General features: G+C 63.5%; 21 protein-coding genes. 10 read left to right on the top strand and 11 right to left on the bottom strand.

Going from position 1 to position 21,196, the window contains the following annotated elements; genetic code table 11:
- From WKW79_RS35715 to WKW79_RS35670, 10 genes are all read left to right on the top strand, one after another.
- The coding region (locus tag WKW79_RS35715; RefSeq protein WP_340339975.1) for an alpha/beta hydrolase at positions 1–1,150 on the top strand (1,150 nt) is incomplete at its 5' end.
- A gap of 43 nt (positions 1,151–1,193) precedes the next feature.
- The gene (locus WKW79_RS35710; RefSeq protein ID WP_340339974.1) at positions 1,194–2,165 is read left to right on the top strand and encodes a Bug family tripartite tricarboxylate transporter substrate binding protein; all 972 of its coding nucleotides are present in this window, start codon (positions 1,194–1,196) and stop codon (positions 2,163–2,165) included.
- Positions 2,162–3,889: an AMP-binding protein gene (locus WKW79_RS35705; RefSeq protein WP_340339973.1), complete on the top strand. Its 1,728-nt coding sequence runs from the start codon at positions 2,162–2,164 to the stop codon at positions 3,887–3,889. The genes WKW79_RS35710 and WKW79_RS35705 overlap by 4 nt, the downstream gene beginning before the upstream one ends.
- Positions 3,886–4,485: a VOC family protein gene (locus WKW79_RS35700; RefSeq protein ID WP_340339972.1), complete on the top strand. Its 600-nt coding sequence runs from the start codon at positions 3,886–3,888 to the stop codon at positions 4,483–4,485. Before WKW79_RS35705 ends, WKW79_RS35700 begins: the two co-directional genes overlap by 4 nt.
- Positions 4,482–4,742: a hypothetical protein gene (locus WKW79_RS35695; protein ID WP_340339971.1), complete on the top strand. Its 261-nt coding sequence runs from the start codon at positions 4,482–4,484 to the stop codon at positions 4,740–4,742. Before WKW79_RS35700 ends, WKW79_RS35695 begins: the two co-directional genes overlap by 4 nt.
- Entirely contained in the window at positions 4,739–5,941 is a 1,203-nt protein-coding gene (locus WKW79_RS35690; RefSeq protein WP_340339970.1) for an FAD-dependent monooxygenase, read from the top strand. Before WKW79_RS35695 ends, WKW79_RS35690 begins: the two co-directional genes overlap by 4 nt.
- Complete coding sequence (locus WKW79_RS35685) at positions 5,938–6,414, top strand: acyl-CoA thioesterase (protein ID WP_340339969.1); 477 nt, start codon at positions 5,938–5,940, stop codon at positions 6,412–6,414. The genes WKW79_RS35690 and WKW79_RS35685 overlap by 4 nt, the downstream gene beginning before the upstream one ends.
- Positions 6,411–7,154, top strand: a complete 744-nt coding sequence (locus tag WKW79_RS35680; protein WP_340339968.1) for a maleate cis-trans isomerase family protein — start codon at positions 6,411–6,413, stop codon at positions 7,152–7,154. Before WKW79_RS35685 ends, WKW79_RS35680 begins: the two co-directional genes overlap by 4 nt.
- A gap of 5 nt (positions 7,155–7,159) precedes the next feature.
- The gene (locus WKW79_RS35675; RefSeq protein ID WP_340339976.1) at positions 7,160–8,137 is read left to right on the top strand and encodes an NAD(P)H-quinone oxidoreductase; all 978 of its coding nucleotides are present in this window, start codon (positions 7,160–7,162) and stop codon (positions 8,135–8,137) included.
- A gap of 96 nt (positions 8,138–8,233) precedes the next feature.
- Positions 8,234–9,541: an MFS transporter gene (locus tag WKW79_RS35670; protein WP_340339967.1), complete on the top strand. Its 1,308-nt coding sequence runs from the start codon at positions 8,234–8,236 to the stop codon at positions 9,539–9,541.
- 278 nt (positions 9,542–9,819) lie between these two features.
- Here the strand turns inward: WKW79_RS35670 and WKW79_RS35665 are convergent, their stop codons facing one another.
- The 11 genes from WKW79_RS35665 to WKW79_RS35615 all read right to left on the bottom strand — a co-directional run bounded on the left by WKW79_RS35665 (position 9,820) and on the right by WKW79_RS35615 (position 21,042).
- Positions 9,820–10,944, bottom strand: a complete 1,125-nt coding sequence (locus WKW79_RS35665; protein WP_340339966.1) for a zeta toxin family protein — start codon at positions 10,942–10,944, stop codon at positions 9,820–9,822.
- The gene (locus WKW79_RS35660; protein ID WP_340339965.1) at positions 10,941–11,423 is read right to left on the bottom strand and encodes a hypothetical protein; all 483 of its coding nucleotides are present in this window, start codon (positions 11,421–11,423) and stop codon (positions 10,941–10,943) included. The genes WKW79_RS35665 and WKW79_RS35660 overlap by 4 nt, the downstream gene beginning before the upstream one ends.
- A gap of 96 nt (positions 11,424–11,519) precedes the next feature.
- Positions 11,520–12,236 carry a TraX family protein gene (locus tag WKW79_RS35655; RefSeq protein ID WP_340339964.1) on the bottom strand — a complete coding sequence of 239 codons (717 nt, stop codon included), beginning with the start codon at positions 12,234–12,236 and terminating at the stop codon, positions 11,520–11,522.
- Between the two features lies 1 nt (position 12,237).
- Positions 12,238–12,807 (bottom strand): phospholipase D family nuclease, encoded by a 570-nt coding sequence (locus WKW79_RS35650; protein WP_340339963.1) that lies wholly within the window; start codon positions 12,805–12,807, stop codon positions 12,238–12,240.
- A 12-nt stretch (positions 12,808–12,819) separates the two neighbouring features.
- Entirely contained in the window at positions 12,820–13,992 is a 1,173-nt protein-coding gene (locus WKW79_RS35645; RefSeq protein WP_340339962.1) for an LPD7 domain-containing protein, read from the bottom strand.
- An 18-nt stretch (positions 13,993–14,010) separates the two neighbouring features.
- Positions 14,011–15,945, bottom strand: a complete 1,935-nt coding sequence (locus tag WKW79_RS35640; protein WP_340339961.1) for a type IV secretory system conjugative DNA transfer family protein — start codon at positions 15,943–15,945, stop codon at positions 14,011–14,013.
- Positions 15,911–17,047 (bottom strand): P-type DNA transfer ATPase VirB11, encoded by a 1,137-nt coding sequence (virB11, locus tag WKW79_RS35635; RefSeq protein WP_340339960.1) that lies wholly within the window; start codon positions 17,045–17,047, stop codon positions 15,911–15,913. Before virB11 ends, WKW79_RS35640 begins: the two co-directional genes overlap by 35 nt.
- Positions 17,016–18,377, bottom strand: coding sequence for a type IV secretion system protein VirB10 (gene virB10, locus WKW79_RS35630; protein ID WP_340339959.1), 1,362 nt, complete (start codon positions 18,375–18,377; stop codon positions 17,016–17,018). Before virB10 ends, virB11 begins: the two co-directional genes overlap by 32 nt.
- Entirely contained in the window at positions 18,374–19,210 is an 837-nt protein-coding gene (locus tag WKW79_RS35625) for a TrbG/VirB9 family P-type conjugative transfer protein (protein WP_340339958.1), read from the bottom strand. The genes virB10 and WKW79_RS35625 overlap by 4 nt, the downstream gene beginning before the upstream one ends.
- Entirely contained in the window at positions 19,207–19,932 is a 726-nt protein-coding gene (locus tag WKW79_RS35620) for a VirB8 family type IV secretion system protein (protein WP_340339957.1), read from the bottom strand. Before WKW79_RS35620 ends, WKW79_RS35625 begins: the two co-directional genes overlap by 4 nt.
- A gap of 156 nt (positions 19,933–20,088) precedes the next feature.
- Positions 20,089–21,042 carry a TrbL/VirB6 family protein gene (locus WKW79_RS35615; RefSeq protein ID WP_340339956.1) on the bottom strand — a complete coding sequence of 318 codons (954 nt, stop codon included), beginning with the start codon at positions 21,040–21,042 and terminating at the stop codon, positions 20,089–20,091.
- Positions 21,043–21,196 lie beyond the last annotated feature (154 nt).

The following is a 21,196-nucleotide window of genomic DNA, read 5'->3' as shown; positions in this document are numbered from 1 at the left end:
GCGGACACTGGGCTTCCTGTACACGGAGACCGGCAACGAGAAGACCGTGGTCTGCTTGATGCATCCCCGGGAGTTCTCGGGAACCCCTTACCTGGTGCCCGATGTGCTGGACGCCGCCTGCGCCTGCTGGGTCCAGGCGCCGCGATCGATCGGCAACGACCTGCGCCTCGAGCACGAGGTCGCACTCCTGGACGTCGCGGCCGGGGTCGCTCATCTGCGCAAGCTGGGGTTCGAGAAGATCGTGTTGCTCGGCCTCTCTGGAGGCGCAGGTCTCTACGCCTTTTATACGCAGCAGGCGCTGCGGGCACCCGAGGCGAGGCTGGAGAACACACCCGGCGGCCGTCCCGTCAAGTTGGGCGCGGCAGACATGCCCGCGCCGGATGCCTTGATCTTCGTCTCGCCGCATCCGGGTCAGGGCAAGCTGCTGATGAACTGCATCGATCCGTCCGTGGTCGACGAGCAGGACCCGATGTCCGTCGATGCCTCGCTGGACCCTTTCAATCCGGCCAACGGCTTCGTCGAGCCGCCCGCGTCATCGAAGTACTCGACCGAGTTCATCGTGCGCTACAAGGCCGCCCAGCGCGCGCGAGTCGAGCGGCTCGACGCTCACGCAAGGGAGTTGCTGCGCTCGCGGGCTGCGGCCCGCAGGAAGCTCAAGCAACTCGGCGAGGGTGAAGTGCCATCAGCCGAACTGCGCCGTCAGGTTGCCCACACGCCAATCTTCCCGATCTGGCGCACGGACGCGGACCTGCGTTGCTGGGATCTCGGCATCGATCCGTCCGACCGGGACGTCGGCACGCTCTGGGGACAAGACCCCTACACCTCGAACCTCGGCAGCGTGGGTTTCGCGCGCCTCGTGACGCCTGAATCCTGGCTGTCCACCTGGTCGGGCATCAGCTCCAACGCCAGCTTCGAGAAATGCGGTCCGGAAATCACGCTGCCGACCTTGATGCTCGAGTACACGGGCGACCAGGCGGCCTTTCCCTCCGACATGGACGCGATCTTCGCGTCCATCGCAAGCACCGACAAGGAGCGGGAGAAGGTGCGGGGCAACCACCACGGCATGGCGCTGACCGAAGGCGAAGAGTCGGGGCAGGTGGCCGTCGGGCGCAGGGTCCAGCAATGGCTCAAGACACGGGGCCTCGCCTGAGAGCGCCCCGCACATCCGAACAAGTTCGATCCAAGGAGACAAGGTGCATCCTTTCAAGCATTCCGCGGCTGCGTTCGCGGTAGCGCTGGCCACAGCCTGCGCGCCGGCCATCAGCCAGACCTTTCCAACCAGGCCGATGAAGCTGGTGCTGCCGACAGCCGCTGGCACTGCGCCTGACAGCATCGCGCGCATCCTCGGCGAGAAGTTGGCACGTTCGATGGGGCAGCCCGTGATCGTCGAGAACAAGCCAGGCGCCGGCGGCATCCTGGCGATGAACCAACTCAGGCACGCGCCCGCTGACGGCCACACCTTCGCCTTGATTCAAGCTGCCGTGGCAACGGTCACACCGCTCACCTTCAAGGAAGCGCGGTTCGACATCGAACGCGATTTCGAGACGGTCGCGATCGTTGGCCTCACGCCGATGCTGTTCACGGCCAGCACCAGATTCGACGCCAGGACGTTGGCCGATGCCATCAAGGCAGCGAAGGCTGCGCCTGACCAGGTCGCGATCGGCAGCCCGAACAGGACCTCCATTCCCCACCTCGCCAACGAGTTGCTTGCGCTCAAGACCAAGGCTGCGTTCCAGCAGGTTCCCTTCGCGACCACCGGACAGGGCGTGCAGGCCGTGGTGGCCGGCGACATCTCGATGTACACCGATGGCGTGGGCCCTTTGCTGCAACTCGTCAAGGCGGGCCGGCTCAAGGCGCTGGCCGTCGCCTCCGACAAGGTGCGTCCCGGACTCGAGGGCATTCCGCTCGCAAAGGACACGGTTCCCGACCTGAACGTCTACGGCTGGTTCATGGTTGCGGCGCCCAAGGGCACGCCTGCGACCGTCGTCGAACGCCTGAACAAGGAGCTCAACCAGGCAATGAAGATGGACGACGTCGTGGCAAAGTTCCAGGAGTTCGGCACCTACACGACGCCCGGCACCGTCGCGGATGCTCAAAGCTTCGTCAAGCGCGAGAAGACTCTCTTTGGAGACGTCGTGCGAGCCATTGGAGTGAAGCCCGAATGAGCACCGTGATTACATCGAAGCCGATCGGCGTGCGCGAGCCAATCGAGGGCGTTGTCTACCCACCGGCAGCCAGCTTGGCCCGCTACGTAGAAGCTGGTGCCTTGACTCACGAAACCCTGGCAGACGGCTTGAGGTTGTCGTTCACGCAACACGCCCATCGAATCGCGCTTTGCGGGCCCGGGGGCACCATCAGCTACGGCGAACTCGACGAACTGAGTGACCGCTTTGCGGCGGCCCTCCTGCAAAGCGGGCTCGCGCCTCTTGACCGCGTCATCTTCCAGCTTTCCAACAGCAATGAACTGGTCATCGGCCTTGTTGCATGCCTGAAGGCCGGTCTCATTCCCGTGGCAACGCTCGCCGCTCATCGTGAGCACGAGATCGGCTACCTGGCCGGTCTGAGCGAGGCTCGAATGCATTTCGTGCAGGGAGACGACCCCAAGTTTGACGACGTCGAGTTCGCGCAGCGCATGCAGAAGGAAGTGCCGACGCTGGCCCTCATTGTTCAGGCGCGCGGCGAAGCTCGCGGGAACGCGCTCGGCATGAGGACGCTGATCGACAACATGCCGCTGGCTCAGGCGCGCGATACGCTGGCCGGGCTCGAACTCGACCCGTATCAGGTGGCCGTGTTCCAGCTCTCCGGCGGGACGACCGGTGTCCCCAAGATCATTCCGCGATTCAACAACGAATACCTCTACAACATGCGCTCGGTGGCGCAGTTCAATGGGTATCGCAGCGATGACGTGCTGTTCATGCCGCTGCCCATGATGCACAACCTCAACATGGGGTGCTGCTTCGGCCCGTTTCTGTTGACGGGCGGCGCAGTGACGGTGGCGCCCGACCTTCAGCCGCAATCCCTCGTCGATCTCTTTCAGCGCTACCGGCCGACCTGGGGAGCCATCGGCGGGCCGGTGCTCGAGAAGTTGCGCCCGGCGATCGAAGCCGGCCAGATGCCGGTCAAGCAATTGCGCGGAACCATCTCGGCCAGCGGCGCGCCGAAGCTTCGCAGCATCCTTGGCTCCCCAGCGTTCCACATCTTCGGCATGACGGAAGGCGTGATCATGATGACGCGCGACGATCAACCGCAGGAAGTGCGAGATGGAATGGTGGGCCGGCCGGTTTCCCCTCTTGACGAGGTCAAGCTCTTCCAGATCGGGACTGAAGAAGAGATCCTGGAAGAAGGTGTCGAGGGCGAGTGCGCATTCGCAGGGCCTTACACGATCCACGGCTACTACAAGGCGCCCGAGCGCAACAAGGAAACCTTCACGAGCGGCGGCTTCTATCGTTCCGGCGACCTGATGTTGTTCCGCGACATCGACGGCCAGCGCTACTACAAGTTCTGCGGTCGGACCAAGGACGTCGTGGACCGCGGCGGAGAAAAGATCAACGCTGAAGAGGTCGAGACCGTGGTCGGGCGACATCCCGCAGTCGCGATGACCTCGGTCGTCGGGATGCCGGATCCCGTTTTCGGGGAACGGGTCTGCGCCTTCATGGTCATCAAGGCCGGCGCCGTCGCTCCGACGGTCAAGGAACTCGGCGTTTTCCTCAGCAAGGAAGGCGTGGCCAAGTTCAAGTGGCCGGAACGCATCGAAGTGGTCAGCGAATTCCCGTTGACCAAGACCGGAAAGCTGAGCAAGCCCCTGCTCAAGCAAGCCATCACCGAGATCCTCGCCGCCGAGCGAGCCGTCTCTGCCTCCAACACCACCCAAGCCAGGAGCTCATCATGACTTCGAAGCCCGGACTGCCGCTGGTCGGCGTTCATCACACTGCCCGCCCCACCTGGAAGCTGGCAGAGACTGTTCACTTCTACCGCGATCTCCTGGGCCTGCCCCTCGTGCACGCAATCTCGGCGCGCGGATGGGGGCCGGAGGATCACGCAGACTTCCTGCACTTCTTCTTCGACAGCGGTACGGGCAGCACGATAGCCTTCTTCTACTACATCGGCACCGAGGCCCCCGAGTTTGTCGCCGTGCGAGACGACTATCGCTACCGGGCTACTCACACCGCCTGGCGCGTCGAAACCCGCGAAGACCTGCTCGCATGTCGCGCCAGGATCGAAGCCGCGGGCATCAAGCTGAACTACCAGATTCGACACGAGGTGATCGAGTCGATCTATTTCAACGACCCGAACGGCTACTCGCTCGAGATCACGTGGCAGGTGCGTCCGTTCACGGAAGTCGACATCGCGGACGCCAACCGGACGCTGGAGGCCGGCATTGCGCTGGAAAACGCCAGCAGGGCCGGCCAAGGCTCGTTCACCTCCATCGACGAGGTGTGGCGAAGCAAGGGCGAACGTCTCGCCGCCGACATGGAGGTCCAATGATGCCCACGATCTTTGTTCTGGATGTGCCTGAGTTCCTGCCGCTGGTCGACCATGCGCGGGACGTGTCGGGCCTCAAGGTCAGCGGTCCGCGACTTGGCTACTTTCGTGTGGACGGCGAAGCGGAGATCAGGCTCAACCGCAAGGCGCTGGGATTCAAGCCCGCCGTGTGGCACGGCGCATTGACGGGTGGCCTGTTGGGGCGCGTGACGCACTTCGACAATGAAGACCTGGTCATCGGCAGCGAGCTTGCATCATGAAGATCGCGATCATCGGTGCCGGCCCATCGGGCCTCTATCTGTCCATCCTCGTCAAGCGCCGCTGCCCGGATTGGCAGATCAGCATCATCGAACAGAACGAAGCGGATTCGACCTTCGGCTTCGGCGTCGTCCTGGCGGAGGCGGGGCTGGCACGCCTGCAAGCGGCCGACCAGGCCACCCACGACGCCATGGTGGCAAAGATGACCTTCACCACCCACCAGATCATCACCGCCAAGGAGACGCCGATCGCGATCAAGCGCCCGGGACACGGCGGAGGTGCGATCGCCCGCATCGACCTGCTCAACATCCTGCAGCGTGCGGCCATCGACGCGGGTGTGGACATCCGTTTCGGAACCAGGATCTCGCATCCGGACGAACTTCGGCAGTTCGGACTCGATGACGCAGACGTGGTCGTGGGTGCGGACGGCATCAACTCGATCCTGAGAACCGCCAATGAAGCCGCGTTCGGCACCACTCGCAGCTTCCTCAGCAATCACTTCGCATGGTTCGGCGTGGGCAAGGCGTTTCCGACGGCCGCCCTCGTGTTCCGGGAGTTTGAAGGTGGGGCCTTCATTGCGCACTACTACCCCTACGGCCCATCGAACAGCACCTTCGTCGCGGAGTGCGACCATGCCACCTGGGAGCGTCTTGGGATGGAGAAGATGAGCGCCGAGGAGCGGCAGCATCTGTTCGAGAAGGTGTTCGCGCCTGAACTGGGCGGCCACGCGCTGATTTCGAACAACTCCACCTGGCGCCAGTTTCCGGTGATCCGGAACGCGCACTGGACGGCGGGCAACGCGGTGCTGATCGGCGACGCTGAAACCAGCGCGCACTTCTCGATCGGCTCCGGCACCCGAATCGCCATGGATGATGCGATGGCGCTGGCCGAGGCCTTGGTGCGCGACGGCGACGATGCATCGGTCACCCCGCTTGATCGACTGCAACGATTCGCTGCGACGCGTGGCCCCGAGAAATCGAAACTCATCTCGGCCTCGGAGAAGTCGTATCGCTGGTACGAAAACATCGCCGAATGGATGCAGCGGTTCACGCCGTACGAATTCATCCATGCCTTCATGACGCGCACAGGGCGCGTGAGCGAGGAGCGCCTGGCGGCTGCGTACCCGGAACTGATGCAGCAGATCCAGGATGCGCGCCGACTCGCCGGCACGGCTTCGGCCCCCACCGGACAGCCGGCATGATCGACAGCTACGAATCGATCCTGAGCCGGCAACCCTTCGTCGTTCGCCGACGGGTGCGCTGGTCCGACTGCGATCCCGCAGGGGTGGTCTACACGGGCAAGTTCACCGACTACGTGCTGAACGCGGTGGGTCTGTTCCAGGCAGAGCTCAGCCAAGGCCATCCGGCAGAGTGGCGAAAGTCGCTGGGCGTCGACACGCCGTGCAAAGGCATGGCGCTCGAATTTCATCGCGCGCTCTGGCCCGAAGAGGAGTTCCAGATGCGCCTGGACGTTCCCGAGGTGAGGGAGCACGGCTACGACATCCGCATCCAGGCGACCCAGCCCGGCGGCGTGCGCATCTTCAGCGCCCGGTTCTCTCCCATTTGCATTCGGCGTGACGCCCGGGTCAGGGCGCCGATTCCCGCGGCCCTGCTTGACGCATTGGCCCCTTTTCGTGCGGATCCTGAATCCGTCCAGCCAGGAGTTCCTCGATGAAACAGCTCTTCCGGATCGGTCAGATCGTGCCGAGTTCGAACACAACCATGGAAACCGAGATTCCGGCCATGCTGCGCGCACGCGAGGCGCTGCATCCGGAGCGGTTCAGCTTCCATTCCAGCCGCATGAGGATGCACCGGGTGACAGCCGAGGAACTCGCGGCCATGAACCGGGAAGGCCTGCGCTGCGCGGCAGAGCTGGCAGACGCCCGGGTCGATGTCATGAGTACCGCCTGCCTGGTGGCGATCATGGCGCAGGGCTTGGGCTACCACCGGCAGGTCGAAAGCGACTTTCGGCGTGTGACGTCCGAAAACAAGTCGGATGCCAAGGTGATGACGTCGGCCGGTGCGCTGATCCACGGGCTGAAGGCACTGGGCGCCAGGAAGGTTTCGCTTCTCGCCCCCTACATGAAGCCGCTCACCGACAAGGTCGTGGAGTACATCGAAAACGAGGGTATCGAGGTCCAGGACCGCATCTGCTTCGAAATTCCCGACAACCTCGAGGTGGGGCGTCGGGACCCGCTGCGGCTGCTGGACGACGTGAAGCGGCTGAACACGGCCAATGTGGATGTCGTGGTCCTCTCCGCCTGCGTGCAGATGCAATCGATCCCGGCGATCCAGAAGGCCCAGGACATGCTGGGCATCCCGGTGACGTCGACGTCGGTGTGCACGGTCAGGAACATGCTGGATCTGCTTGGGCTGGACGCGGCGACCCCCGGCTACGGAAAGCTGCTCGCATGAGGACCATGCAAACAGTCGAGGTCGCTCAACCGGGTGGCACGGAGGTTCTCCACCTGTCGGAGCGTCTTGTGCCGTCGCCCGGGCGCGGCGAGGTGCTGATCCGGGTTCGGGCGGCGGGTCTCAATCATGCCGATCTGGCACAACGTGCCGGCCTCTACCCATTGCCGCCTGGCACCACCGACATCCTCGGCCTGGAAGTCGCGGGGGAGATCGCGCAGGTCGGCGCAGGCGTCGACGCGTGGAAGGAAGGGGATCGGGTTTGCGCCTTGCTGGTGGGAGGCGGGTACGCCGAGTTCGCGGTGGCGCCCGCCGTCCAGTGCCTTCCCGTGCCAGAAGGGCTCGATTTCGCGCAAGCAGCGGTGCTGCCGGAGGCGTTCGCCACCGTGTGGCTCAATGTCTTCCAAAAGGCCGCATTGAAGGCCGGTGAACGGCTTCTGGTGCACGGGGGTTCGAGCGGCGTGGGGATTGCGGCGATCCAGTTGGCGAGCGCGCTGGGATCGACGGTCTATTGCACGGCGGGTACGGATGAGAAGTGCCGCACATGCGAGTCCCAGGGATCGACGCGTGCGATCAACTACCGCACCGAAGATTTCGAGCAGGTCCTGCTCCAGGACGGCGAGAAGCAATTCGTCGACGTCGTGCTCGACATGATCGGTGGTGACTACTTTCCGAAGAACATGAAGGTGCTCTCCCGCGGCGGGCGAATGGTCTACATCTCGTCGCTGGCCGGTCGCAAGGTGGAACTGGACCTGGTGGACCTGATGCGCAAGCGGCTGACCCTGTTTGGATCGGTTCTTCGTCCCTTGCCCCCAGCCGAGAAGGGTGCAGTGCTCACGGCCATGGCCGACGTCGTCTGGCCGCTGCTCGAGCGCAAGGTGTTCACGCCCTTTATCCATCAGAAGCTCGCCTTCGCGCAGGTAGCCGATGCGCACCGCCTGATGGAAGCTCATCAGCACGTCGGGAAAGTCGTTCTGGAGTGGTAACGCTCGCGCCGCATCGGCATTGCCGCGCGGACGCATCCGATCAAGAGAACCCGACAACCTGACGCGTGAGTCAGGGCACAACCAAGCGGAGACAGCATGCAAGACAATCGCGGCGCCACGACGCCTCGCTGGACCTATTTCGCCGTCGTGTTTGCCGCGGCGCTGGGAATGTTCGCCGGCTTCGCGCCGATCTTCAACAGCACGGCCGGAATCTTCTTCGGCCCCCTCACGCGCGAGTTCGGATGGGGCCGGGGGGATGCTTCGCTGTCCTATGCAGCGTCGATGCTCGGCCTGGCGTTGGTCAGTCCGCTCGTGGGCCGGCTCATGGATCGCTTCAGCGTCAAACGCGTGATCGGTGTGTCCATCCTGTTGTTCAGCATCAGCGTGGCATGCATGAGTTTTCAGAACGGGGGCCGACTGTTATGGGTGGGCCTCTCGTTGGTGGTCGGCGTTACTGGCGCGGCGACCTCGGTGCTGGGCTACCTGGCGATCCTTCCGCAGTGGTTCGACCGGCGCCTGGGGCTGGCGGTTGGCATTGCGATGTGCGGGCTGGGGGCGGGTGCCATCGTCATGCCCTCCCTTTCACAGGCACTCGTGTCCGCCTGGGGTTGGAGGGCCGCTTACGTGGCCTTGGGATGCGGTTCGCTGATACTTTCCATCCCTGCGTGGCTTCTTCTGAAAGAGCGCCAGCCGACAAGCGGCGGTTCTGTCCAGTCATTGCCTTCCGGGGCACCCAATGAAGCCCTCGCCCAGGCTGTTCGGTCCTACAGGCTCTGGGCCATTTTTTCGATGTTCGTCCTTGCGTCTGCGGCAACGCTGTCGTTCGGCCCGCATCTGCCATCCATGCTGGTGGGCAAAGGCTTCAGTGCGAGTTCTGCGGCCCTGAGCGCATCCATGGTCGGCGCGGGACTGCTCGTGGGACGGATCCTGACGGGCATCCTGATCGACAGGATTCACGCGCCACTCGTCGCCTGCGGCTTCTTCCTGGCGGGCGCGGTGGGCAGCTACCTCCTACGCGCATCGGATGCATACCCTGTGCTGCTCGGGTCGTGCTTCCTGATCGGACTTACGATCGGCGCAGAGGGCGACATGATTGCCTATCTGATTCGTGCCTATTTCGGACGGCGGTCGTTCGGCTCGCTGTTCGGGATCGCATTCGCAGGGTACGGGTTGGGAGCAGTGCTTGGACCCGTGGTGGTCGGCGCGTACTTCGATCGAGCGGGATCCTACGCGGCGCCTCTTCAAGTCATGCCCTGGCTTCTGGCGCTCGCCGGTGGCATGGCCCTGTCACTCGGGCGCTATCAATCGCTTGGTGACACGGAGGAAGGTCGATCGACGAAGGGACACCATGTTCATGCGTCGACGTCTCGGCAGGCGTTCGAGCCCCAGACCGTTGTGAAATAGGCCGAAGTTCCTGTCCCCTGTAGTCACTTGTCGCTTCGGGGAACTTCGGTCCAGGGACAGCCCGAGCGATTGCCATCCAGTAGGCAAGTCGGCCGAGCCCAGCGAGTGTCAGGTTCCGGTCCTTGACCAGTCTTGGCGGGTTGGCGCATGACTGGCGGCTCATGGCCGGGTACGGTAGCAGTCGGTCCGGCAGCCTACGACTGCTTTTGCAGCAGAGCTGTAGAGTCCCACGCAGCGAGGCGAGGCGGTGACAAGGACGATGCTGGCAAGGGCGCTGCTCACCGAGTCGGCGGTTCGCGCTTCTCGCGGGCCGCGATGCGGGCCATGTCGCCGCGCTCTATGCGCTGCGCAATGTTCTCGCGAGCACTGGCCAGGAATCGGGCGCTCTCGGTCGGGTCGTACTTCTCTGCCTCGATGACGGCCGCGCCCAGTGCACTGACCGCGCGTGCGTGATGGGGAAACTCCCGCTCGAATTCGAAGCGATCCATTAGCCGGAAGGCTGCACCTTCCCGGGCCCACTGCAGCATCTGCGATGCTGCCGGCGTTGCCTCGCAGCGTGCGGCGGCCTCGCTGCGCCACATGAGGGCTTGGCTCGCCACGTCGCGAGGCACGTCGGGATTGGGCGCGAGGCGCTGAACCAGCGTTTCCCATCGCATCGCGAGCCTCGCTTGGTCCTTGGGCGTCCGGGGCTTGTCGCGCACAGCGTCCAGCGCGGCCTGTGCACGCGCCTCCTTCTTCCACTCGCCTCCGATCAGACGGTTCTCGTAGAACTGAAAGGCGTTCCGGTCGATGACCCGCAAGCCGTCCACGGCACGACGCTCTTCCAGCAAGCCCATCGCGGTGCGAACGTTCGCTAGCGCCACATCGTGCTCCTGCTTCGAGACGAAACGCGGCGCAAGGCCCCGTTCACGCCAGAGGTCGTACTGTGCCATCACCGACAGTGTGCTCTCGTCAGCGTTGGTGCTGACAAACACGGCCTGAACCACGTACGCGTCCTTGCGCAACGTGGTGGCCATCCGGTACACGGCGCGGGGATCGTGCAGCTCATCCTCGACCAGAAGGTGCATGCGGTGATACTGCGCGTCCTGGACGATGCGATTCGACCAGTAGGTGATCTCTGGTTCAAGCGACGGGGCGCTGAGGATCCCGGTGCCGGCGCTTGGCCGCCAGGCGGGATGATAGGCGCGCAGGCGATCGCCACTCAGTTGCACGACGGCGCCGATCGTCTTCGCCAGTTCGAGGCGAAGCGTAGCTGCAGCGGATGGCGCGCCGGCCCCGGGTTGTCCTGCCACAATCATCGCAGCCGGTGTTCTGGACGCCATGGCACCGGCCAGGACATCGGGGCGAATCCGACGTTCATAGATCCTGTCGCGCTCCGCAGGGGTCAGGCGTGGCGACGTCATCCCTTGGCCTCCGGCTTCGGATCCGGCGCAGGGTCGGGTGAGAAACGGTCCAGGATCCGTGCCACGGCGTCGGCACTCCTCGGATCGAAGGACTCCAGCAGGTCACAGGCTTCGTCACGCTCATTGCGGATGGCCTCAAGCCGCTGCAGGTCCGGTTCCTTGGAGGTCAAGCCTTCATCAAGCCACGCCGTGCGGTCCGCGATGGCTTGGTGAAGCACCGCCAGCGCAGTCTCTGCATCAAGCACGGCCAATGCATCTGCCCAATAGCGAGGCTCGTACGGCCCCAATGATCGGTCGATGGGGGGGGCGGTATTCGGCGGCTCTTCCCGGTCGATCGAAAAGTCACCGATGCGCACCGCCTTGGTCAGCATCATGCGCATGATGTCTGGAAGCTCCAGCCCTCGTTCCGCGGCCATGCGGTGTGCGCGCTCGGCGATCTCGCGGTCGAGACGAAAGCGGATGATCGGGCTGTTGTCCATGGCGACGCGAGTTATAGCAGCACTGCGTTGCCTCCTTCGCACAACTCCGAAAAGTGAACGTCGGCTGATGCATCCCTGCCGGGAAGGCGCCTTCGACTAGGCAATCACCTTCATCGCCAGCCAAATCGCTGCGAGGTGCGCAGGATAGAACGCATAGAAAACCCAGCGATGGCGCGCGAGCGGAAGTTCGATATGCGATGCTGCCAAGAGGAGCGGAAGCGCTGCCAAGGCGGCGAAATTCCCGTTGATGAGCCGCAGTGACACCAGGGAGAAGGTCCACAGCGCGAGTCGTCCAATCGTGGGCCTTCGGCAGTACGCCCATGCGCCGAGGCATGACAACACGCCGAACCACCAGAATTCGACCACCGCACCCGCCAGCACGAACGAGATCACCGCCAGGGTGGTGTGCATTCGCCCGCCACGCTCGATCAGCCAGGTGATCCCGGTGGAGAGCAGCAGCATGAAGAGGATGTTCAGCGGCCACCAGCCGACCAGCACGATGAACGTCGGCGCCGACAGGGCGCCGAATACCAGCAAGCGCCGCATGACCCTAACATGCACGCCAGCGGCAAAAGCGCCGGGGCGCGCGAGGTGGTACATGAGGACGAAGCCGAAGACTGGCATCACCAGGCGACCGAGGTCAAACAGCGCGTGGCTTGCTCCACCGAGGAGGTACTTGTTGACGTGGTCCAGCGTCATCAAGACCATGCCCAGCCACTTCAGGGCTTCCAGTGTTCCCGTGGCCACCCGCAGGGGTGCGGTGCGGCCGCCCGAAGCGGCAGGCCGACCATGGACGTGCAGCACCCTGGCCATGTCAGTAGGAAGGCGCGAGCTCAGAGCCTTCGCTCCAGAGACGGCGCCATTCGGCGTCATATTGCGCTGCGATGGCCGGCGCGTTTCGCACCACGATCACATTCTCCGCGTTGCGCTGCGCCGCCGAGGACGTGTAGTTGAAGCTGCCAGTCTGAACGATGGTGCCGTCGATCACCATGAACTTGTTGTGCTGGATCGCGTAGCGCCCGTTGACGCGCACCGGTACTTTTTCATTGGCGAGGAAGCGTACGGCTGAATATGCTTTGCTTGCCTCCGTTGCGTCGGCGAGGACGAACACCTTTACGCCGCGCTTCGAGGCTTCAAGCAACTCTGTGGCGATGGGCTTGCTGGTAAAGGTGTATGCCGCGACGAAGATGGTCGAGCGCGCGCCTCGAATGGTCTCGAGCACGAGCGGCAAGGCCCAGCCAGGCGTGAAGGCAGTCGCGACCGTGGCGGGTCCCGCAGGAGCGAGTTGCGCCGAAGCAGGTAGCGCTGAAGCAAGTGCACAAGCCACGACGATGGCCAGCGGCAGCCGGCCCGCGCGTTGGTAGAAGGTGATTGGGTCCGACATGAAGGGTGATGGCTAGATGGTTAGACGCATGGATGGGTTCAGATCCGGGCGTTGCTGCGGATCGTCGAGGCTCCGGATGCCGCGAGTCCGTTGGCGGACATGGATTTGCTCCACGCGCTGAGCTGGCAGCCTGATCTCTTGGCCCTGGGCGATGGCATTGGCCAGGCCGGTGCGTATCGCCTGAACCACCCGTGCCTGGTCGAAGGCATTCGACGTCAGGCGCTGCGCAAACTGCTCGGCCAGCTTCATGCCGGCCACCGCGCCCGTCAGGTCTGGAAACTGCGCCAGCACATCGGCCGTTGAGATGTCACAGGCTTTGAAAACGGTGGCCTTCCGCTCCTGTGTTTCGAGGTACTGGACCTTCTCAACGCTCCACGTCATACGCTGCGCGGCGAGCTTCTTGTCACCCACCAACTCGCCTTTGGCATTGCGTGCCGGGACGCGGACAGTGACAGCTCGCGCGCCGCGCTGCGTGAGGACGACCTCATCTCCGACTTGGGCAGCCGAGCGCGATTCTGAAATCGCCCGCTCCAGATCGGTCCCCCACAGCGTTCGCTCCCCAACCTCTGTCCGGATGCGCACGTAGTAAGACATGCGCTGCGCGGGATCAAACTGGTAGGGCGCCGCCGCGTGCGCAAGTAGCACTCCTACAGTCGGTGGACGCAAACCGGTGCCTGGACTGTGTGGAGGAGCAGTGGGCGCCACTTTCAGATGGGAGGCATCGTCGGGCGTGGCTCTGGTCGCCATCTTGTCCTGATTGTCCCGCGTCGGATCGTGTGAATGGCGCGTCGAGTCGCGATCGAGTGCGCGCTGAAGTTGTTGCATTTCCAGCGGGTCGGGGTCATAGCCCTGAACGCCGATGCCCCGCATGGTGGCTTCGTGCCAGACCTTCTGACGGAATTCCTTCGTACCGCTTACCTGAATGGTCCGCCAGCTCCGGGCCTGCATGATGGCCACGATGCTGTGCACGACTTCGAGGTTGTGCGTGCGAACCTTCAGGCGATTGCCTGTGTCCACGAAGGCGAGGGTACGGTCTGGGAAGAAATATCGGTTGTCGATGCGAAGGAAGCGCTGCGACACCGCCTCGGGCACGATCCGGTTCGACGGCCTCGATGGTCTGGAAGGATGCTCGCTGACAGTGCCTGCCGCATTCGCATCTTCGCTGTCACTGTGAGGATTGGCCATGATGTTCGCCTCGCGCCTTCAGTCGAGCAATTGCGAGATGAACTTGTCGGCGGCGGCTTGAACCTCCGCATCGGTCCATCCTGCCTTCGGAATCACGACGTCGTCGAAATCGAGAGAGAAGTCATCGAGGCGGAGCTCGTCGAGACGAGCGGGATCGACTTGCATTTCGGGTACCTCCTTGGAAACGGCAAGACTGCCGGATGAAGATGAAGCCGCCTGTTCGGAAAATGAAGCGGCCGCTGCTTTCGGGGCGGCAACCGTCGCCCGCGCGCCAGTGGTCTTCGCGATGTGGAGCGTCGGCACTTCTGGCGGCGGCAGCTCGCGCTTGGCGAAGTACCTGTCGCGGAAGTAGTACACGCGGTGTGCCAGCACAGGTCGAAGCCCTTCGTAGAAGAGAATCAACCGATCGGCGCCCAGATCCTTCACCTCTTGGGGCAGCAGGAGGCGGCGAGGCTGTTCGCTGATGCTCACGCTCGGTGACTTGCCGGCGCCGCCCCACATCGGCCGGCTGACACTCTTCTGCTTGACGGTGTAGGTCCCGAGTTCGCGCGAGACCGCCTCGGCGTCCTCGAACTCCTTTGGCGGAAAGACGATGCGGGCTGCCAGCATCTTCCGGATCGATTTCGCCCCCTCCACACCGTACTTCTCGATGAGCTGCGAATTCGACTGAACGATGATCACCGTGCGGACGTTGTAGCCCGGCAGGAAGGCCGTGGATTCAGCGATGACCGGAATCCGCCCCAGCGCCGGAAATTCATCGAGCATGAGAAGCAACTGATGCCGCAGCTGCGGGTTGTTCTCCGGCAGCTCGCGCGTCTGCAGACCAATCGCCTGCTGGAAGAACAGGTTCAGCAGCGGCTGCAACCTGGCGATGTTGTCCGGATTGATCTGAACATAGATGGAGATCGGCCGCTTGCGCAACTCGCGCAGGTCGAAATCATTCGCCGAGGTGGCCGCATCGATCATCGGGTTCAGCCAGAGATCCAGGCGACTGGTGAAGGTCTTGCGAATGCTCGAGGCCGTGGTGGGCGCAAGATCGATCACGTCGTACAGGCTCTGCACCGTTTCCTGCGACAGCGGATAGCCCGCGCGCTCACACGCATCGATGACCCGCTTCCAGTGCTTCTGGAAGCCTTCGTCATCGCTGGCCATGCCTTGGCGCAGCACTTCGCCAAGCGTGCGCGTCGCGCCTTCGGTCTGGAAAAGATACAGCGCAATACCCAGGAAAAGCGAACGTGCAGACGATGTCCAGAACGGGTCACCCGCGTGGGGATCGGGAAAGAGCATCGTGCCGATGCGCTGCAGGTCGTCGATGCACCGGTAGGGGACTTCGGAGACGTAGCCCAACGGGTTCCAGCGTGAGGAACGCTCCCGCTCCGACAGCGGGTCGAAAAGATGGACCTCCTGCCCATGCGCCTTGCGATAGCCCGCAGTGCGGATGAAATTCTCACCCTTGATGTCGCTGACAATCGTCGAACCCAGCCAGTTCAGAAGGTTCGGAATGACGACCCCCACCCCCTTGCCACTTCGCGGCGGGGCCTCAAGCTCCACGCCCTGTTGACCGGGGAGCACCAGGTATCGGTTGCCCAGACGTCCGAGGATGATTCCGCTCTCGCCGAGCAGACCCGCCCGTTCGATCTCACGTCTGCGCGCGAAACGCGCGTCGCCGTGCAAGGGGCGGCGGCGCGGAAGGAGCGCGAAGCCGATCACCCCAAGCGCAAGTCCTTCACCTCCGGCCAGCGCCATCAGCAAGGAGCGACGGATGTCGGGCCGCTCACCGTAGTCCTGCCAGTACCGATAGGTTGTGAGAGGGGTGGCATCGTGCGGCGGCAACTTCACCGCCATCAGGAAGAAATAGCCCGCGAGGTACAGGCCCACCACGGCTGCGAAGAGCAGCGCCACCAGGACCTTGAACGGGCTACGCGAGTCCTCGGAGCTTGGTGCCTGGGTCATACCATATCTCTTGCACCACGCGGCGTTGGCGGTCGCGCGCGCACTGGACCACCACGTCCACGCTGAGCTGCGCCAGTTCGACGCCTTCGCGCGTGCTCATCCCTTGGCCGGCCTCGCTTCGCTTCATGAGCTGCGCGAGTGCCACAAATGCCATCTCGGCGTTGTCCGCGTGGATGCTCGTGATCGAGCCGGGATGGCCCGTGTTCACCGATACCAGGTAGTCGTAGACCTCGTCGCCCGTGCGAAGCTCGGAAACGAAGACCCGATCCGGACGTTGGCGTTTCGCACTTGCGAGCAGCTGTCCGGGCGTGACCGATGCCTGACCTTGGGCGCCCTGCGAATAGAAGAGGCGCACGTGATTTGGCTGGTTGCGCAACGACAGTTCCTTTACGTCCTCGATCGTTACCAGTCGGTCATCAGCAGGCACCTCCAGAATCAACGCCTTGCTGACCGTGGTCTTGCCTGATCCGGTGGCGCCTGACAACAGGATGTTCTTGCGCAGCTGTACGGCCCGGCGAAGGAACTGAACGAAGCTGCGCGTGGCCAGCAAGCCCATCAGCTCCCGGTCAGCATGCGCAAGCGCGACGTCGGCGGCCGACTGATACCGGAACGCCGGTGCGCTGCGAGTGGGCTCGAAGACGTGCAAGGCCTCGAGTTCTTCCAGCGTCCACAGCACGTTCGATGGCCGGCGGATCGTGATCGACACGGTCCGGTCCTCGGTCGCAGGGGGAAGCACGATCTGGATGCGCTCGCCGCCTGGCAACGTGGCGGACAGCAACGGCTCGTTGGCCGAAATGCGCTGCCGCGTGAAATTGGCGACGAGCTTGGCGATCGACATGCACCACTCGAAGGTCGCGAACGAGAGTGCTTGCCGTGTCCAGCCGGATTGCCGCTCCACGAAAGCCGAGCCCGGTTGATTGATGCAGATCTCGGTGACTTCGGGGTCGTCGAGCAAGGATCCAAGTGGGCCGAGAAACAAGGACAGCGACGATGGCCCATCGGCCAGCGCCGTTCCGTGCTGGGCGACGCCGGTGCTCCCCTCCACCCTGGCCGACACGCATTGGGCATTCTCACGGATTGGCTGGATCGTTTCGGAGCGCATAGACAGTCCTGAAGTCCACATCGCGTGCCACGAGGATCTGGATCCGTTCCCCCTGATTCTTGATCACGGTCGGCGGAATGTTGATGGTGCTCCGAAGTACTTCGGTCACAACGTCGCGCCCGGATTGCGGCCCGAGCACCACGCCGCCCCCGCTGCCGACATTGGTGCCGCTTTGCTGGTGGGCGGCAATGGCCTGCATCGTTCCGTCGATGACCGATATGAGGATGGCCGCGCCAAAGCGCTCCCAGAAGTGCCTGTCGACGAAGCCAGGCAGGCCATTGCGGCCAAGCTCGTCAGTGCCCGGAGAGGCAAGCTGCACGACAACGCCCATGGGTGTGCGTGCCTCGTTCCAAACCACGAAAACGCGGCCTTGGCCCTGACGTGGTTCTCCGCGCTGCTCGCCGACGTATTTGGTGCCGCGCTCAAGCAGTACGACTTTGCCGTCAGCTCCGTAGATGTCACTCGCACCGATGCAGGTGGTCATGCCTTCGTAGGTCGAATCGATGGCCGTTTCCAGCGTGCAGTCGATGAATGCGCCCTTGGGCAGCAACATGCGACGCGTCGGCAGCATCTGCGCCGAGACGGCGGGCGTGGGCGTTGGCCTGAGGTTGGCAGCCAGCGTTCCGCCCGAGGTTGGAGGTACCGTGCCTGGCATCTGGAAGGATCCGAGCAATTGCGCCATGCCAGGGAGGGTGCCGGGCATCGGCTGGACAGACGCAGGCGAACCGTATGCCCCATAGGGCGCGGCGGCGCCCGCGACCTGGGTTGGCTGCGCGCGCCGGAGAACGGGGAAGCCGAGTTGGCGCTCCAGCGCAAGTTGCTCGGGTGTCTTTTGCGGCGGAGCTGCGTTGGGATTCGGCGCCGCCGCGGAAGGCGACGGGGAGAGGGCAGTGGTGGCAGCAACGGGGGCGGCGCCTTGCGCGGGCCGAGGCGGATCCACGCGGCCCAGCGGGGGGACCCTCATCTCGCCGCCTGCACGGGCGGCAGCCGCCTTCTTCGCCGACTCTTCGACCTCATGCGCCTTCGTGTACTGCGTGTTGTAGTACCAAAACAAGAAACCGGCGCCGAGGAGAACGAAGGTACCGAGCGCGAGCGAGCCGCTGATGCGCGACTGGATCGAACGCTCGCGATTGACTGAGGGTATTGTTCGCTCTCCCTGCACGGTGGCTGCCCCCGCGTTCGCGCCCGGTAAATCGTTTTGAGCCTCCGGATCGTGCCGTCTCGGAAGGATCTCCCCGGTCTCTCGATCAACGTCGTAGGAGTTACTGCCAATTTTGCTGGAGGGCGACCCGGCAGGTGGGGTACCGCGAAATTGATCCTGCCACGTCATGGGTTGTCTCCCGTGTTGGTGCGCTGGACCCCCGGGACGTTCGTGTTGGTCTTTGTGCGAGCACCACCGCCCGCATACGACTGGTTCAGGACGCAGCCCACCAGCTGGCCCCGCCGCAGAACGAAGCGCCGAGCGACCCGGTGAATCACCACCTCATCGTTCTCGACGTTGAAATTCAACAGGGATTCCGTGCCGTCATCGTTCTGGACGAACATTGCCGGAAACTCGGATCGCGCCTGGAAGCGCAGCCGCGTCTGGACGCCGTCATCAAATGCGCTCATGGGCTTCAGGCTGCTGCTGCCGCAAAACCAGTAGTCGGTGTTGAGCGGCCTGCCGGCGGCTGCCTGCCGGATTCGTGCCTCAGTCTGTTGCCGTTCCCGTTCCGCGGCGGCAAGTCGCGCGTCATCTTCGGGATAGGTGAAGCGGATCGAATAGACCATGCGCCGGGCGGCGGCGCCAGTGGGCGCGTTGGCGGAGACGACATAGTCGAAGTGGTAGGCCCGTCGGTTCGTCAATACCGTGAGATTGGTTGCCGCATGGGCCTCTTTCGGCTTGATGAAAAAGTGATTGCGTTCTGCGCCTACATCGAACGCTCCGTTGTCGCCAGAGCCAAGATTGACGAACTCTTCGCCCTCAGCCCACTGCAGGTGAATCTGATAGCCGACATAACCCTGCAGGGTGATCACGTCGTCCGGGTTGTAGGCGACGACGCGTATTCGCGCATCAACCCGTCCTGCCGCTGGCACGGTCGCCGCACCAACAGGACCAATACCGCCTAGTGCGACGACAACGGCCAAGGTGCCTGCGAGCAGCGCCGCAGAGAGCGATTTCATCTTGAACCAGCCTTGGCGGGCGGGTCGACGCCGCTTGGTGCAACTTCTGGCTCCCGCCGGTACTCAAGCACTCGAAAGCCCAACGGGTTTAAAGACCTAGTCTTGTCGTCCTTGGAAGGCGGGATGTATGCGAACTCGATGGTCGAGACCCAGTGGCTGGCCTGCTCCTCGCCAGTGCCGCCCGGGCGGGCGTAGCGGCTGAAGCGAACTTGGGCCAGCTTGTCGCGGCCGCTCTCCAGTTTGAGGAATGTGACCGACCTCACTTGCGCGCGGACGGTTGTGCCATCCTTGAAGACGTTGAGTGGCGAAAGCGGGTTGTTGACGTTCCAGAGCGTTGCCCATTCCTGGTTCAGGCGGGGCGAGTTCTCGGCGGCAACCAGGTCATAGTCGGCCTCAGCGGTACCGTAGAAGTAACGCTCGCGTGCAATGACATACGTCGTGAGCAGGTTTCGCGTGACCACCTGCTCGATATCCGTAGTGCCCTCATACGCAGGAACAATGTCGACAACGCCGCTGCTGCTGTCGACGCGAATGACGACCGGGATCGGCTGCTTGAGGGGCGTCAAGCCGGCAACTGCCCCGACGGCAAGCATCGCGATGAGCGAAGCAACGCTTGCGACTGTCCAGGCGATTTTCGTAGACCGCTCCGCGCGACGGGCGCGATCCAACTCCCAGCTCTGGGCTTCGGACAGGTAGCGATCAAGGGATGGTTCGCGATTCACGGATCGCCCCCGCGGTGGATACAGTGTTGGGCTGCCCGTTGATCGGGCTGAGCGACCCTTCGCACTCGGGAGGAAGCGGAGGACTCGTGCCGCAACCAAGCAGCGAAGCGCAAACGAGCATGGCGAGAAGGGATTTCATGGATGCCTCTCCGAAGCTCAGCGGCGACGGTTCGGGTTTGGCATGACTTGCTCACGCGGGATCACCATGCCGCCGCGGCGCGCTCCGGTTGCACGGTCCCATGTGCTGGCAATCCCGGCACCCACGCGGTTTCCTGCAAGTCGACGGAAAGAATCCCACCTACTTCCGGGCTCCCTCTTCAAGCCGTCGAGCAGCCCCCGACCGAATTCGTACGTCGTACGCCGTGCTCCGCCCATTCCCCAGCGGATGGCTCCGCTCACCGCTCCGTAGGTGCTGAGCGCAACGCCGCTTGCGAGACCCGCTGCGATAGGCATCACCTGGCGCATCACAAGAAACACCAAGGTCGACACCATGCAGACGCGCGCGCTTTCGGCGACAGTCACTCCAGTACCGGAAGCGGCGGCGTTTGACGCATAAGCTTTTACTACTGACAACAGCAATGCGGAGGTCAATAGCGTTAGGATTCCAATCAGCGCATAGTTCGCGAGCTGGGCCACCCAAGCCTCGAAGAATCGCTTAGTCGCATCGAAAAACAGCAATACGATGAATAGGGGCCCAATGGCCAAAAGGACGGCGATTGCTACTTTCGACAACGCCAGCATGAATGCGGTGACCGCCACTGCAAGCCCGACCAGCAGATACACCAGAAAGCCTGCTGCATAGAAGGCGACGTCGCTGTCGAGGATGCTGCCCTTTCTTAGCAACAGCTCAGCTATGGCGGTGCCATCGAGCCAAACCTGGTCTATTACGCTGACGACAGTTGGCGCCCCAATTACTGCGGCAGCAAGTTGGTCTGGTGCCGTAAAGAACGTGTTCGTTATGATCTCGTTGTAAGTCCACAGGCGTAGGCCTGCGCCGAGAATGAGCGCAATGGTGATGATGCGTCGAATGCCTTCCCAGATCGGCTCCTGTACTCGTCCTGTGACGCTCATAAATCCCCACATCATCACGTAGATGGTTGCGAGCGTCACGGCGGCCGGCTCAATCGCGCGAGCGACTTTTATTGTGTTCAAGCGTGAGCGTCCGGCGGTCCCACCTTGCGCCTTCCGCGGCACCCTTAGAGGATGGCGTCCACCTATTTTTGGCGGACACCTATGCATCCCAATAGCTCCAATCGCCGGGTCC

This window comes from Variovorax robiniae, from assembly GCF_037889955.1.
GTDB classification, from domain to species: Bacteria; Pseudomonadota; Gammaproteobacteria; order Burkholderiales; family Burkholderiaceae_C; genus Variovorax; species Variovorax robiniae.
This window is presented reverse-complemented; position numbering and strand designations above follow the sequence as displayed.

What these genes read in the sequence shown, in the direction of transcription:
- WKW79_RS35660 (WP_340339965.1), bottom strand. Translation starts at nt 11,423, where the DNA reads ATGGACAACAGCCCGATCATCCGCTTTCGTCTCGACCGCGAGATCGCC.
- WKW79_RS35695 (WP_340339971.1), top strand. Translation starts at nt 4,482, where the DNA reads ATGATGCCCACGATCTTTGTTCTGGATGTGCCTGAGTTCCTGCCGCTG.
- WKW79_RS35675 (WP_340339976.1), top strand. Translation starts at nt 7,160, where the DNA reads ATGCAAACAGTCGAGGTCGCTCAACCGGGTGGCACGGAGGTTCTCCAC.
- WKW79_RS35705 (WP_340339973.1), top strand. Translation starts at nt 2,162, where the DNA reads ATGAGCACCGTGATTACATCGAAGCCGATCGGCGTGCGCGAGCCAATC.
- WKW79_RS35670 (WP_340339967.1), top strand. Translation starts at nt 8,234, where the DNA reads ATGCAAGACAATCGCGGCGCCACGACGCCTCGCTGGACCTATTTCGCC.
- WKW79_RS35645 (WP_340339962.1), bottom strand. Translation starts at nt 13,992, where the DNA reads ATGGCCAATCCTCACAGTGACAGCGAAGATGCGAATGCGGCAGGCACT.
- WKW79_RS35700 (WP_340339972.1), top strand. Translation starts at nt 3,886, where the DNA reads ATGACTTCGAAGCCCGGACTGCCGCTGGTCGGCGTTCATCACACTGCC.
- WKW79_RS35690 (WP_340339970.1), top strand. Translation starts at nt 4,739, where the DNA reads ATGAAGATCGCGATCATCGGTGCCGGCCCATCGGGCCTCTATCTGTCC.
- WKW79_RS35655 (WP_340339964.1), bottom strand. Translation starts at nt 12,236, where the DNA reads ATGGCCAGGGTGCTGCACGTCCATGGTCGGCCTGCCGCTTCGGGCGGC.
- WKW79_RS35625 (WP_340339958.1), bottom strand. Translation starts at nt 19,210, where the DNA reads ATGAAATCGCTCTCTGCGGCGCTGCTCGCAGGCACCTTGGCCGTTGTC.
- WKW79_RS35680 (WP_340339968.1), top strand. Translation starts at nt 6,411, where the DNA reads ATGAAACAGCTCTTCCGGATCGGTCAGATCGTGCCGAGTTCGAACACA.
- virB10 (WP_340339959.1), bottom strand. Translation starts at nt 18,377, where the DNA reads ATGACGTGGCAGGATCAATTTCGCGGTACCCCACCTGCCGGGTCGCCC.
- virB11 (WP_340339960.1), bottom strand. Translation starts at nt 17,047, where the DNA reads ATGCGCTCCGAAACGATCCAGCCAATCCGTGAGAATGCCCAATGCGTG.
- WKW79_RS35665 (WP_340339966.1), bottom strand. Translation starts at nt 10,944, where the DNA reads ATGACGTCGCCACGCCTGACCCCTGCGGAGCGCGACAGGATCTATGAA.
- WKW79_RS35640 (WP_340339961.1), bottom strand. Translation starts at nt 15,945, where the DNA reads ATGACCCAGGCACCAAGCTCCGAGGACTCGCGTAGCCCGTTCAAGGTC.
- WKW79_RS35650 (WP_340339963.1), bottom strand. Translation starts at nt 12,807, where the DNA reads ATGTCGGACCCAATCACCTTCTACCAACGCGCGGGCCGGCTGCCGCTG.
- WKW79_RS35685 (WP_340339969.1), top strand. Translation starts at nt 5,938, where the DNA reads ATGATCGACAGCTACGAATCGATCCTGAGCCGGCAACCCTTCGTCGTT.